11 protein-coding genes are annotated in these 13,560 nt (G+C 61.6%); all 11 read left to right on the top strand.

Going from position 1 to position 13,560, the window contains the following annotated elements:
• Nucleotides 1-532 (top strand): thiamine pyrophosphate-dependent enzyme (locus tag KO538_RS24100; protein ID WP_257620541.1); only part of this gene is annotated, 532 nt, incomplete at its 5' end.
• A gap of 284 nt (nt 533-816) precedes the next feature.
• On the top strand, nt 817-1,233 hold the full coding sequence (locus KO538_RS24095; protein ID WP_219329872.1) for a nuclear transport factor 2 family protein: 417 nt from the start codon (nt 817-819) through the stop codon (nt 1,231-1,233).
• A 25-nt stretch (nt 1,234-1,258) separates the two neighbouring features.
• Entirely contained in the window at nt 1,259-2,698 is a 1,440-nt protein-coding gene (locus tag KO538_RS24090) for an FAD-binding oxidoreductase (protein WP_257620540.1), read from the top strand.
• A 114-nt stretch (nt 2,699-2,812) separates the two neighbouring features.
• Nucleotides 2,813-3,874 carry a taurine ABC transporter substrate-binding protein gene (gene tauA, locus KO538_RS24085; RefSeq protein WP_219329870.1) on the top strand — a complete coding sequence of 354 codons (1,062 nt, stop codon included), beginning with the start codon at nt 2,813-2,815 and terminating at the stop codon, nt 3,872-3,874.
• An 84-nt stretch (nt 3,875-3,958) separates the two neighbouring features.
• Entirely contained in the window at nt 3,959-4,774 is an 816-nt protein-coding gene (locus tag KO538_RS24080) for a taurine ABC transporter ATP-binding protein (protein ID WP_071324509.1), read from the top strand.
• A gap of 79 nt (nt 4,775-4,853) precedes the next feature.
• Nucleotides 4,854-5,648: an ABC transporter permease subunit gene (locus KO538_RS24075; RefSeq protein ID WP_051959683.1), complete on the top strand. Its 795-nt coding sequence runs from the start codon at nt 4,854-4,856 to the stop codon at nt 5,646-5,648.
• A 291-nt stretch (nt 5,649-5,939) separates the two neighbouring features.
• A complete protein-coding gene (locus KO538_RS24070) occupies nt 5,940-7,367 on the top strand; it encodes an amino acid permease (RefSeq protein WP_219329869.1) in 1,428 nt (475 codons plus the stop codon).
• The gene (locus KO538_RS24065; protein WP_219329868.1) at nt 7,360-8,586 is read left to right on the top strand and encodes a molybdopterin-dependent oxidoreductase; all 1,227 of its coding nucleotides are present in this window, start codon (nt 7,360-7,362) and stop codon (nt 8,584-8,586) included. The genes KO538_RS24070 and KO538_RS24065 overlap by 8 nt, the downstream gene beginning before the upstream one ends.
• A gap of 10 nt (nt 8,587-8,596) precedes the next feature.
• Nucleotides 8,597-9,208, top strand: a complete 612-nt coding sequence (locus KO538_RS24060; RefSeq protein WP_219329867.1) for a c-type cytochrome — start codon at nt 8,597-8,599, stop codon at nt 9,206-9,208.
• Nucleotides 9,209-9,507: 299 nt separating this feature from the next.
• Nucleotides 9,508-11,013, top strand: a complete 1,506-nt coding sequence (locus KO538_RS24055; protein ID WP_374106882.1) for a glycoside hydrolase family 19 protein — start codon at nt 9,508-9,510, stop codon at nt 11,011-11,013.
• 103 nt (nt 11,014-11,116) lie between these two features.
• Entirely contained in the window at nt 11,117-13,519 is a 2,403-nt protein-coding gene (locus KO538_RS24050) for a chitinase C-terminal domain-containing protein (protein WP_219329866.1), read from the top strand.
• The last annotated feature ends 41 nt before the right edge of the window (nt 13,520-13,560 follow it).

The raw sequence follows: 13,560 nt of genomic DNA, 5'->3' as shown, positions 1-13,560 counted from the left end.
CAACTCGGTGGCGAACAGCTATCTGCGCTTTGAAAAGCCGCGCAGCTTCTTTGCGGCGATGAGCTTTGGCAACTGCGGTTACGCGTTCCCGACCATCATCGGCGCCAAGGTTGCTGCGCCGCACCGTCCGGCCGTGTCGTATGCGGGCGACGGCGCCTGGGGCATGAGCCTGATGGAAACGATGACCTGCGTGCGCCACAATATTCCCGTCACGGCCGTGGTGTTCCACAACCGCCAGTGGGGCGCGGAAAAGAAAAACCAGGTCGATTTCTACAACCGCCGCTTTGTCGCCGGCGAGCTCGACAACCAGAGTTTCGCCGAGATCGCGCGCGCCATGGGCGCCGAAGGCATCACGGTCGACAAGCTGGAAGACGTGGGCCCGGCCTTGAAAAAGGCGATCGACATGCAGATGAATGAAGGCAAGACCACCATCATCGAAATCATGTGCACGCGCGAGCTGGGCGACCCGTTCCGTCGTGATGCGTTGAGCAAGCCTGTGCGGCATCTGGATAAATATAAAGATTACGTTTGATGTGCTGGTGTTGTTGGATTACGCCCTGGCGGGCTAATCCAACCTACGCACACGGATGGCGCGTGTGTAGGTCGGATTAGCCGGGCGCAAGCCCGGCGTAATCCGACACAGCGCTGTGACGAAATTCTCACACATTGTCACGGAAGTATCATAATTTCACTAAAGAATACAAGGCGTCCCGTTTTTTGAATTATTTGATTTGACAAGCCCATGCTTAAGGCTTAAATTCAATAAAAGACAAAAAACGGAACGTAGCGTATCAAAAACGATTTACGGAGACCACCATGAACCACCCTTTACCGCACACCGACGCCGTCACCATCGACTTTTTGCAAGCGTTCGGCGATGCCTGGAACCGCCACGATATCGACGCCCTGATGGCCGCCATGGCCGACGATTGCGAATTCCACGCCGTGGCCGGCCCTGATTTGCTGGGCAAAAGCTTTATCGGCCGCGACGCCGTGCGCGCCGGATTCGAGCTGGCCTGGCAAACCTTCCCCGACGCCGCCTGGCTGAATCCAGAACACTTTGTCAGCGGCGAGCGCGGCGTGACGGAATCGACGTTTGCCGGTACCAAGGCGGACGGCACGCGCATCGAAGCGCGCATGGTCGACATCTTCACTTTCCGCGACGGCAAGATCGCCGTGAAGAATGCCTTCCGCAAGGATCGCCCACCGGTCGCTACCGGCAACAAAGCCTGAGCCAGCACGTTCACCGGGAATGATCATGAACAAACCTGTCGACACCCCATCTGACGTACTGGGCACCAGCACCGCAGCCCGCACGTCCTACGATCCCGCCTACGATCCGCTGGTGGCCCAGCGCCCCGGCCATGGCAATGCCTACGCGCCCACCTACTGGATCGGCACGGCCGGTGAGCCGCCCGCCGACGACGGCCCCATCACGCATGACATCGACGTCGACGTGGCCATCATCGGTTCCGGTTTCACGGGCCTGTCCTGCGCCATCTTCCTTGCCCAGGAACACGGCATCAAGGCGACCGTGCTGGAAGCGAACCGGGTCAGCTGGGGCTGCAGCACGCGCAACGGCGGCCAGGCGCAATGCACGACGGGCCGCCTGAAGCGCTCGCAGTGGATTGCCCGTTATGGCATGGACACGGCCCTGAAACTGCATGCGGAAGTGTGCGACGCGATGGAAACGTTCAAGAAAATCACGGCCGACATCGATTGCGACCCGCAGCCCGGAGGCCACCTGTATATCGCCCACAAGGCGAAAGCCATGCCCGCGCTGGAAAAAGAAGCCAAGATCATGCGCGAGATATTCAAGTACGACGCGCGCATCCTCGACGCCGACACCGTCAAGCGCGAATTCGTCGACGACAAGGAAGCGGCCGGCGCGCTGCACGAGCCGGAAGGCATCGGCATCCACGCAGGCAAGCTGGCGTTCGGCTACCTGCGCAAGGCCCGTGCGCTGGGCGCCAAGGTGCATCCGTCGAGCCCCGTGATGGGCTGGGAAACGCGCAACGGCGTGCATTATCTGCAAACGCCGGGCGGCGTGGTGCGTGCCCGCTCCGTGGCCGTGGCCACGGGCGGCTACACCTCGCCCCACTTGCATCCGCAAGTGAAGAACCGCCTGCTGCCGATTCTGTCGAACTCGCTCGTCACGCGTCCGTTGACGCCGGCGGAAATCGAGGCGTGCAACTTCCGCACCCACCAGGTGATCACGGATACGCGCATTTTGCGCCACTACTACCGCTTGATGCCGGACAACCGCGTGCAGATCGGCAGCCGCAGCGCCATCACGGGCGCCGACGCGCCGGACGACAAGTACAAACAGTTTTTGATCAACGATCTGCACCGCAAGTTCCCCGCGCTGACCGGCATCGCCATCGATTATTCGTGGTGGGGCTGGGTCGACGTCAGCCACGACATGATGCCGCGCATCGTGCAACCGGACCCGAAGCAATCGATTTTCTATTCGCTCGGTTACGGCGGCAACGGCGTCATGTACTCGGCGCAGGCGGGCCGGCGCATGGCCGAGCGCATCGCGGGCAAGGCCAGCGACACGGGCTTGCCGATCTTCAATTCGAAATTGCCGTACCCGAACATGATGGAACTGGTCGAGTCGCAAGCCTTCGTCCCGTTCCGCCGCCTGGGCCAGCGCTTCCTGTACCGCTGGTATCACCTGAAGGATGAAGTTTTCTAAAAGCAGCACTGCAGTTCAAGTCGTCGCATGAGCTGGCATAGACCGGCCAGCGGCGCCATCCGCAAGGATGTTATTGCCCGAACGTTCACACATAACAATAACTTGGAGTGAGACATGAACACAAATAAGAGCAAAACCCCGAGCAAAACAGGTTTTTCATCGATGCGCCGCGCCGTCCTCGGCACCCTGGTACTGGGCGTTGCCCTGGCTTCCAGCGGTACCGCCTTCGCGCAAAGCAAGGAAGTGACGATTGCCTATCAGGAAATCAACGGTCCCTTCCTCGTGGCGATCGCCAGCGGCGAAGTGGAAAAAACCACGGGCTATAAAATCAACTGGCGCAAGTTCGACTCGGGCGCCAAGGTGGCCACCGGCATGGCGTCCGGCGACGTGCAGATCGGCGTCATCGGTTCCAGTCCCTTGACGGCGGCCGTCAGCCGCGGCGTCGATCTGCAGCTGTTCTGGATCATCGACGACATCAATGAAGCCGAAGCGATGGTGGCCCGCAATGGCGCCGGCATCGCCAAGCCGACGGACTTGCGCGGCAAGAAGATCGCCGTGCCTTTCGTTTCCACCACGCACTTCCACACCATGTTCGCGCTCGAAACGTGGGGCATCAAGCCCACGGAAGTGAAATTGCTCAACATGCAGCCGAACCAGATCGCTGCCGCCTGGGAGCGTGGCGACATCGATGCCGCCTTCGTGTGGGACCCGGCCTTGAGCAAGCTCAAGCAAAACGGCAAGGTGCTCGTCACGTCCGGCGAATTGAGCAAGAAGGGCAAGGCCACGTTTGACGGCATGGCCGTCGAGCGCGCCTGGGGCGAAGCGAACGCCGACTTCATGGCCAAGTTCGTCAAGGTGATGGCCGCTGCCGACGCCGACTACCGCGCCAATCCGAAGGCGTGGACCATCGATTCCCCGCAAGTGAAAGCCAACGTCAAGCATTCGGGCGCGGCCGCCAAGGACGTGGCCGCTTCCGTGGCCCTGTACGCCTACCCATCGCTGCAGGAACAGGCGTCGCCGGCCTGGCTCGGCGGCGGCGCGAAGGGCGGCGTGGCGCAAGCCTTGCTGGCCACGGCGCAATTTTTGAAGGGCGAAGGCAAGATCGATACCCTGGCTACCGATTACGCCAAGTATGTGACACCCAGGTATGCACAGGCCGCCGGCCTGCTGAAGTAAACGTTGTGCGATGGCGCGCTTGCGGGCGCGCTGACTGAACAGAATGCGTTGAACTGAAGTGACTACACCTATGCGGGGCACATGATGGAAAATCTCTACGTCAAGGATGTCAGCGTGATTTATCCGGGCAAGACGGCCGGTGAACGCGTACATGCCTTAAATAATATCAATCTCACCATCAATAGCGGCGACTTCGTCGTCGCGCTCGGTGCCTCGGGCTGCGGCAAGACCACCTTGCTGAGCCTGATGGCGGGCTTTATCGCCCCATCCAAGGGCGAGATCATGTTGGGCAGCAACAAAGTGGAAGGGCCGGGCGCCGACCGTGGCGTCGTGTTCCAGAAACATGCCTTGCTGCCGTGGCTGAACGTGATGGAAAACGTGGAATTCGGCTTGAAGCTGCAAGGCGTGCCGAAAGCCGTGCGGCGCGAACAGGCGGCAAAAAACCTCGCGCTGGTCGGCTTGAAGGACTTTCACGACAATATGATTTATCAGTTGTCGGGCGGCATGCAGCAAAGGGTGGGCATCGCCCGCGCCCTGACCAGCAATCCCGCCATGCTGCTGATGGATGAGCCGATGGCCGCGCTCGATGCGCTGACGCGCGAAACCATCCAGGAGTTGCTGCTCGATATCTGGGCCAAATCCAGCACCATGTTTTTCTTCATTACCCACAGCGTCGACGAGGCGCTGTTCCTGGCGAACCGGCTGATCGTCATGTCGCCCCGTCCGGGCCGCATCACGCACACGTATGAACTCGATTTCAACAAGCGCTTCCTCGAATGCCGCGATGCGCGCGCCGTGAAATCGAGCCCGGACTTCATCAAGATGCGCGAAACGGTGCTCAACATCATTTATGGCGACGAGCGCGCCGTCAATAAAGAGCTGGAGGTGTCCCATGCATAGCCCATCCGCCGTGGGATTTCCTCCCGCCAGCACCAAGCGCGCCGGCTTCTTTGGCCGCCTGTTCGCTCCCCGCTGCGCCATGCCCGGCGAAGCGTTCGGCGCGCCGGGGCAGGGCAATTCCAGCCGCATTGCCACCGTTACTGTCATCGCCGTGCTCTTGCTGTGGTTCGGCGTGACGGCCAGCGGCATGGTCAAGCCGCTGTTCCTGCCGTCGCCGCAAGCCGTGTATGAAAAGTTCATCATGGCGGCCACCACCGGTTTCGGCGGCGCCACCCTGTGGGAACACACTGTCGCCAGTCTGGTGCGTGTGTTCGGCGCGTTTGGCCTGGCCTGCCTGTTCGCCATTCCCATCGGCGTGATGATGGGCGTCAACCGCGTGGCACGCGGCATCTTCGATCCCTTGATCGAGTTCTACCGCCCGCTGCCGCCGCTCGCTTACTTGCCACTGGTCATCATCTGGTTCGGCATCGGCGAGTTTTCGAAGGTCTACCTGATCTTCCTGGCCATCTTCGCGCCGATGGCGATCGCGGCCCGCGCCGGCGTCAGCTCCGTGTCGCTGGAGCAAATCCACGCGGCTTACTCGATGGGCGCTACCCGTTTCCAGGTCATCGTGCACGTGATTTTGCGTGCCGCGATTCCGGAAATCCTCACCGGCATGCGTATCGGCATCGGCGTGGGCTGGACCACCCTGGTGGCCGGCGAAATGGTGGCGGCCACGCGCGGCCTCGGCTACATGGTGCTCAGCGCTTCCGAGTTCTTGGCCAGCGACGTGGTGATCATGGGCATTATCGTGATCGGCTTCTTCGCTTTCCTGTTTGATTTGATGATGCGTTACCTCGAACGTACCCTCGTGCCATGGAAGGGCAAGGTGTAAGACGTTCCCGGGAGTGGCGCTTACGCTACAAGTGTTGCCGCCGCTCCCATTTTTTTAACCAGCAATAACCCAGCAATACCCCGTACTTACTCTCCAGCGCGCTTGCCCCTTGGCGACCGCGCCGGGCCGCTGCATTTCCAGATTGACTTATGGCATGCAGCCAACCAGACTGATTTGATGATGTATCGATGCTGCTTGACGGTGTTGCCTAAATAAAACAAAGCCGCGCGGCTGAGACATGCCGCAGCAGGCCAGGGCGCACCGAGCTTCAGATATTACTAGGAGACACAAATGATTAGCGAATCGCATAACAGTACCGGCTTGCAGCACTCGCTGAAGCAACGCCACATGAGCATGATCGCCATTGGCGGCGTGATCGGCGCCGGCCTCTTTGTCGGCAGCGGCGTCATCGCCAAGGCTGCCGGCCCGGCCGCCATCCTGTCCTTCCTGCTCACGGGCGGCCTCGTCGTCCTGATCATGCGCATGCTGGGCGAGCTGGCTTCGTCCCTGCCCGTGGTCGGCTCCTTTTACGAATATGCGCGCCTGGCCTTCGACGACAAGCCGAAGGTCTCGAAATTCCTCGGTTTCATGAGCGGCTGGATGTACTGGTATTTCTGGGTCGTCGTCGTGGCACTGGAAGCCATCGCCGGCGCCAAGCTCGTCAACTTCTGGCTGCCCGACGTGCCGTCATGGTCGATCAGCCTGGTGCTGCTCGTCTCGATGACCATCCTTAACCTGTTCTCCGTGAAAGCGTTCGGCGAATTCGAATTCTGGTTCGCTTCGATCAAGGTGGTCGCCATCATCGTCTTCCTGTTCGTCGGCGCCCTGTTCATCACGGGCAGCTTGCCCAACAGCATCCCGACCCTGGGCTTTTTGACGAGCAACGGCGGCTTCATGCCCCACGGCTGGGGACCGGTGCTCAGTGGCGCCGTCGCCGCCACGGCCTTTTATTCGGGCGCCGAGATCGTCACCATCGCCGCCGCCGAAACGTCGGACCCGGCCAAGGCCATCGCCCGTGCCACCAATTCCGTCATCACACGCGTGCTGATGTTCTATGTCGGTTCCATGTTTGTCGTCGTCTGCATCGTGCCATGGGATTCGCCAGCCATCGCCACGCCCTTCGTCAGCGCCCTGACCGTCATGAATATCCCGTACGCGGCCCACATCATGAACGCCATCATTTTGACGGCCGTGCTGTCGGCCCTCAATTCCAGCCTGTACGCCTCGTCGCGCATGATCTTTGCGCTGACGCGCCGTGGCGATGCCCCGACGGGCCTGGTCAAGCTGAGCAAGAATGGCGTGCCGATCCGCGCCATTTTGTTCAGCACCTTGTTCGCCTATTTCGCCATTGCCGTATCGTATGTGTCGGCCGACCTCGTGTTCCCCTTCATCGTCAACTCCTACGGCATCCTGATCCTGTTCGTCTACCTGCTCATTGCGATATCTCAATTGCGTTTGCGCCGCCGCCTCGAGCGCGAATGCCCGGAACGCATCAAGGTGCGCATGTGGCTGTTCCCCTACCTGACGTATTTCACCATCATCGCCATGCTGGTGATCCTGGGCGCCATGAGCGTGTCGTCCGATACGGAGCAGCGCGTGTCGTTCTGGTTCGGCCTGTTGAGCGTGGTCATCATGAGCGTCATGTACTACATCAAGAAGCTCGTCAACGACGACCGCAACGGTGACAACGACGCCAAAGTGGAGCTCAAACATGTCTGACACGACCTTGTTGCCCGCAGGCCGGCGCCGCTTCCTGCGCACGGCGGCCGCCCTGGGCGCCGCCGCCGTGGCGGGGCCATCCTTGGCGGAGTCCGCCTCAGTGACTTTGCCGTTTGAAAATGGCGAGCGCGAACTGGTGGCTTTCCCGCAAAAGCGCCCGCTGATCCTGCTGACCAGCCGTCCGCCCCAGCTGGAAACGCCGTTCAGCGTCTTCAATGAAGGCGCGATCACGCCCAACGATGCGTTCTTCGTGCGCTACCACTGGAGCGGCTTGCCCGCCAGCATAGACGGCGGCAGCTACCGGCTGCGCATAGCCGGTCTGGTGAAGACGCCTTTGGAACTGTCGCTGGCCGAACTGAAGCAGCTGGCCGATCCGGTCGACGTGGTGGCTGTCACGCAATGTTCGGGCAACAGCCGCGGCTTCTTTACGCCGCGCGCCAACGGCGGGCAGCTGGGCAATGGCGCCATGGGCAATGCCCGCTGGACGGGTATCCCACTGAAAACCGTGCTGGAAAAGGCCGGTATCGCGGCCAGCGCCGTGCAGGTCGCCTTCAATGGCCTGGAAACGCCGCCCGTGGGCGATGGCCCCGATTTTCAAAAAGCCTTGTCCGTCGAGCACATCATGGCCGGCGACGTGATGCTGGCCTGGGCCATGAATGGCGAGGACATTCCTTTCCTCAACGGCTATCCGTTGCGCCTGATCGTGCCGGGGTTCTATGGCACCTACTGGGTCAAGCACTTGAGCGATATCACGGTGCTCGACAAACCGTTCGACGGTTTCTGGATGAGCACGGGCTACCGCATTCCCGACAATGGCTCCGGCTTCATCGAGCCGGGCACACCCGTGGGCAAGACGACGCCGATCAGCCGCCTCAACGTGCGCTCCTTCATCACCAGCGTGCACGATGGCGCGCAAGTGAAAGCGGGGCGCGACCTGGCCCTGCGCGGCATCGCTTTTGATGGCGGCCAGGGCATCGGCGAGGTGGCCGTGTCGGTGGACGGCGGCCAGACGTGGCAGGAAGCGAAGCTGGGCAAGGACCTGGGGCGCTTCTCGTTCCGCGAATGGACGATGGTCATGAAGGCGCCGCGCAAGGGCAAGCACGTGCTGATGGTGCGCGCCGTCAACCGCATCGGCCAGAGCCAGCCCATGAAAGCCCTGTGGAATCCCATGGGTTATATGCGCAACGTGGTGGAAACCACGCGCATCCAGGCAGTCTGAGGAGAACCATATGAAGATATTGTTTGCCGCGCTGGCACTGTCGGCGGCGGGCGGCGCGTGCGCGCTGGAAATCCATTTACCGCCCGAAACCGCGACCTACAAAGCCAGCGAATTGCCCGGCTACCAGCTGGTGCAGCGCAACTGCATGACCTGCCACGCGGCCCAGTATGCATCGAGCCAGCCGCCCGCTTCGCCGCGCGCCTACTGGGAAGCGACCGTCAAGAAGATGAAAAAGCCGTTTGGCGCCCAGTTTGACGACGCGGACGTGCCGGCCATGGTCGATTACCTGGTGAAAACCTATGGCGTGGAGCGGGGCGCCGCCGTACCTGCTGCCGCCGCCAAACCCGTGGCAGCCGCGGTCCCGGCCGCCAGCGGCAAGGATGTCAAAACCTTGCTGGCGGCGAACGGCTGCATGGCTTGCCATGCGCTCGACCAGAAAGTGGTTGGCCCCGGCTTTGCGGAAGTGGCGGCCAGGTACAAGGGCAAGGATGGAGTCGCCGCCGTGGCGGCCAACATCCGCAGTGGCGGCACCGGCAAGTGGGGGCCTGTGCCCATGCCACCGTTCAGCCAGCTCAGTGCAGCCGATGCGGCGGCCCTGGCGAAGTACGTGCTGAACCGATAAGTTCGTCCCGGACGCGCGGCAACCCTTAATACCACTTGCCGCCACCTATACTGCGCGGTATTGCCCGCTGCCATGACGCAGCGGGCTTTTTTTTACCTGTCCCATTCGCCGCCGCATCGCTTGCCAATATAGCGGTCAATAGCACTGGTACTGTAAAAAACACCGTTATATAAAACCACTTGACTACCAATTTGGGGCGTCGCATTCTCTGTGCAGAAAGCCGATGCTTCGCTGTGCTTTCTTTACGTACAACATAAAAAGCTACTTCGATAGTTTTCGTATAACGTTCAGGAGACATTGTGAAGACACGGCAAATTAGCCGGCTGGCCTCGCCTTTGATGGCTGGCCTGCTGGGCAGCGCGCTGCTCGCTTGCGGCGGCAATTCCACCACCGAACCCCCATCGACCCTGCTGGCCGCCACGGCCGCCAGCGACAGTTGCGCGGCCTGGAGCGCCGCTGCCGTCTACACGGCGGGTCAGTGCGCCGTCTATGACGGCAAGGTCTACCGCGCCAAATGGTGGGTGCAGGGCACGGCACCGAACAACGACCAGTGGGGACCATGGAGCCTCGATAGCAGCACGCCCACCCCGACTCCCACCCCGACGCCGACCCCGACTCCTACGCCTACTCCAACACCCACGCCTACTCCAACACCCACGCCTACTCCAACACCCACGCCAACGCCAACGCCGACACCGACACCAACGCCAGGCGTGCCTACCAAGGCCCAGGCCGAAGCGAACGAGGCGGCGCTGACGAACAACGATTTCTTCCGCAAGGTCAAGGCGTCGATCCGCACCCTGGGCAATACGGCCGTCGAGGCCGTGCAGCCTGGCCTGGCCAGCAATCCGCTCAACGTCAAGCGGGTCGAGCGCCTGCTGCCGGCGGCGAAGTGGGACTACTATTTTGCCGCGCGCGACGCCAGCTATACGTATCAACGTTTCCTGCAAGCCGTGGCCAAGTTCCCCGCCGTGTGCGACGACTACAGCGATGGGCGCAATGCGGACGCCATCTGCCGCCACAGCCTCGCCACCATGTTCGCCCACTTCGTGCAGGAAACGGGCGACCATAACGCCAGCAGCCCGCTGCCGCAATGGCGCCAGGGCTTGAAGTATTTGCGCGAACTGGGCTGCGACGAGACGGGCGCCGGCTGCGGCTACAACGTCGAGTGCGCCGACCCCGTCTTCAACAAGGTGTGGACCTGCGGCAAAAATGCAGACGGCAGCTTCAAGAAATATTTCGGCCGCGGCGCCAAGCAGCTGTCGTACAACTACAACTACGGCCCCTTCTCGCAAGCCATGCATGACGGCGACCAGTCCGTGCTGCTGAAGAACCCGGACCTGGTGGCCTCGACCTGGCTGAACCTGGCGTCGGCCACGTTCTTCTTTGTCTATCCGCAACCGCCGAAACCGTCGATGCTGCACGTGCTTGACGGCACGTGGGTGCCGAACGCGGCCGATACGACGGCTGGCGCCGGCAATAATTTCGCCACCACCATCATGATCATCAACGCAGAATGCGGGCAGGGCACGGAAAAGCAGGCCGCGCAAAACCGCATCGATTACTACAAGCAGTTTGCCACCGACATGGGCTGGGATTATTCCGGCGAACAATTGTCTTGCGCCAACATGCAGCGCTTCACCCCGGCCAGTTCCGCTTCCTACAACATCTATTGGGAAAAGAACTGGAGCGCCGGTGGCGAGAACCAATGCCAGCTGGTCAGCTATCAAACCCCGTACAGCGCCTTGCTGGCGGGGAACTACGTGAAATGCGTGGAAGCCAACTGGAATGTGAAGTTGCAGTAGCAGTAAAGGCAGGACCAGCCAGCCAGGGATAACAGTTGACAAGAGCCCCTCGAGGGGCCTGCAACAGCTCTCGATGTAAAACCATAACGGAGACCAATACAACATGAAATCGAATGCATTATTGATGGCCCTGCTCAGCGGCGTACTCGTCGCTTGCGGAGGCGGCGGCCAGGACGGTACGACCGCCACCCCGAACACCTTGCTCGCCGCCGTCGAGGCGTGCGCCGTCTGGGATGCCGCCACCGTCTACACGGGCGGCCAGTGCGTGCTTTACCAAGGTGTCACCTACAAGGCCAAGTGGTGGACGCAGGGCAATGTCCCCAGCGCCGCCGACCAGTGGGGCCCATGGGCCGTGATGGATACGACGCCAACTCCGACGCCAACCCCGACTCCAACTCCAACGCCAACGCCGACACCAACACCGACGCCGACGCCGACGCCGACACCGACACCGACACCGACACCGACACCGACACCGACACCGACACCGACACCGACACCGACACCAACACCCACTCCCACTCCCACTCCCACGGCTTGCCGTCCGGACGGCCTGATCTCGGCCGTGCCGAATGTGCCGTATTGCAAGGTGTACGACGCGAATGGCCGCGAAGTGCTGAGCAATGGCTTGAACCGGCGCATCGTCGGCTACTTTGCCAGCTGGCGCACGGGCGTCGATGGCAGCCCCACGTATCTGGTGAATAACCTGCCGTGGGACAAGATCACCCACCTGAACTATGCGTTCGCCACCGTCGATCCGGCCACGTCGAAAATCGCCATCGGCAGCGGCGCGGCCAATCCCGATACGGGCCTCACGTGGCCGAACGTGCCGGCCGCGGCCATGGATCCGTCCTTGCCTTACAAGGGCCACTTCAACTTGCTGTCGCAATACAAGAAGAAGTATCCGGGCGTGAAACTGATGATTTCCGTGGGCGGTTGGGCCGGCAGCGGCGGCTTCTACACGGCCACGACGAATGCGGACGGCAGCATCAACACGGCGGGCATCAATACCTTGGCCGATTCCATGGTGGCCTTCGTGCGCCAGTACAACTTCTTCGATGGCGTCGACGTCGATTACGAACACCCGACCACCAACAATGAAGCGGGTAATCCAAACGACTTCGCCGTCTCGAAGCCGCGCCTGGCCGGCTTGATGACGAGCTACAACCTGCTGCTGAAAGTGCTGCGCCAGAAGCTCGACGAAGCGGCCGTGCAGGACAATAAATACTATCTGCTGACCATCGCCGGCTCCGCTTCTGGCTGGGTCTTGCGTGGCGAGGAAAACATGTCGGGATTGAAATATCTCGATTACGCCAGCCTGATGAGCTACGACTTGCACGGCGCATGGAACCAGTATGTGGGACCGAACGCGGCGCTGTTTGACGACGGCAACGATGGCGAACTGCGGGCCGGCAATGCCTATCAGTTCCAGAACATCGGCTACCTGAACACGGACTGGGCTTACCGCTACTACCGTGGCGCCATGCAGGCGGGACGCATCAATATCGGCGTGCCGTTCTACACACGGGGCTGGAAGGATGTGACTGGCGGCACCAACGGCCTGTGGGGCACGACGCCGCTGATCAGTTCTACGGTCACCTGCGCCGGCACCAAGACCTGCGGCACGGGCGCAACGGGCATCGACAACGTGTGGTTCGATCTCGATTCCCAGGGCAAACCGACGCCGGGCGGCGGCAATCCGATCTGGCATGCGCTGAATTTGCAGAACGGTATCGTGCCGAGCTACCTGGACGCCTATAAAGTCACGGACAAGGCGCTGGTGGGCACCTATGTGCCGCATTACAGCAGCACCATGGTGGCGCCGTGGCTGTGGAATGCGACCAAGAAAGTGTTCATTTCCACGGAAACCACGCAGTCGATCGCGGCCAAGGCCCAGTACATCGTCAACAATAATATCGGCGGCGTGATGATCTGGGAAATGGCGGGCGACTATGCCTGGGATGCCACGCGCAATGGCGGCAAGGGCGAGTATTTCATGGGCACCACCCTGACGGACGTGCTGTACCAGGCTTTCCGCACGGCTGGCGCGTATGGCAACAAGCGCGCCGAAATCGCCATGCCGGGCACGGCGGCCAACGTCAGCATCACCCTGGGCGGCTGGAAGCTGGGCGACAGCAACTTCCCCATCAACCCTGTGATGACGGTGAAGAACAACACGGCCACGACCCTGCCGGGCGGCACCGTGGTGGAGTTCGACTATCCCGTGTCGGCGCCATCGGACATGAGCGACCAGTCCGGCTTCGGCTTGACGGTCATCAATGCCGGCTACACGGGGCCGAACAATATCGGCGGCTTCACGAAGAACTACAACCGGGCCCGCTTCGCGATTCCCGCGTGGCAATCGCTGGCGCCGGGCGGCTCCGTCGCGCTGACCTTGAACTACCGCCTGCCGATCTCAGGGCCGGCCAACTACACGGTCACCGTGGGCGGCACCAAGTACGCGCTGACGCAGGAGTACCCGGAATTGCCGGTGGCCTTGCCGTAAGTTGAATCCGGTAGTGTAAACAGAGAAGGGCGGAACCGAGG

This window comes from Janthinobacterium sp. NKUCC08_JDC, assembly GCF_019345575.1.
GTDB lineage: Bacteria > Pseudomonadota > Gammaproteobacteria > Burkholderiales > Burkholderiaceae_D > Janthinobacterium > Janthinobacterium aestuarii.
Note: the sequence above shows the minus strand (reverse complement) of the source record. Positions and strands in the feature narration are given on the sequence as shown.

What these genes read in the sequence shown, in the direction of transcription:
- KO538_RS24075 (WP_051959683.1), top strand. Translation starts at nt 4,854, where the DNA reads ATGCCCGGCGAAGCGTTCGGCGCGCCGGGGCAGGGCAATTCCAGCCGC.
- tauA (WP_219329870.1), top strand. Translation starts at nt 2,813, where the DNA reads ATGAACACAAATAAGAGCAAAACCCCGAGCAAAACAGGTTTTTCATCG.
- KO538_RS24095 (WP_219329872.1), top strand. Translation starts at nt 817, where the DNA reads ATGAACCACCCTTTACCGCACACCGACGCCGTCACCATCGACTTTTTG.
- KO538_RS24090 (WP_257620540.1), top strand. Translation starts at nt 1,259, where the DNA reads ATGAACAAACCTGTCGACACCCCATCTGACGTACTGGGCACCAGCACC.
- KO538_RS24050 (WP_219329866.1), top strand. Translation starts at nt 11,117, where the DNA reads ATGAAATCGAATGCATTATTGATGGCCCTGCTCAGCGGCGTACTCGTC.
- KO538_RS24060 (WP_219329867.1), top strand. Translation starts at nt 8,597, where the DNA reads ATGAAGATATTGTTTGCCGCGCTGGCACTGTCGGCGGCGGGCGGCGCG.
- KO538_RS24080 (WP_071324509.1), top strand. Translation starts at nt 3,959, where the DNA reads ATGGAAAATCTCTACGTCAAGGATGTCAGCGTGATTTATCCGGGCAAG.
- KO538_RS24070 (WP_219329869.1), top strand. Translation starts at nt 5,940, where the DNA reads ATGATTAGCGAATCGCATAACAGTACCGGCTTGCAGCACTCGCTGAAG.
- KO538_RS24065 (WP_219329868.1), top strand. Translation starts at nt 7,360, where the DNA reads ATGTCTGACACGACCTTGTTGCCCGCAGGCCGGCGCCGCTTCCTGCGC.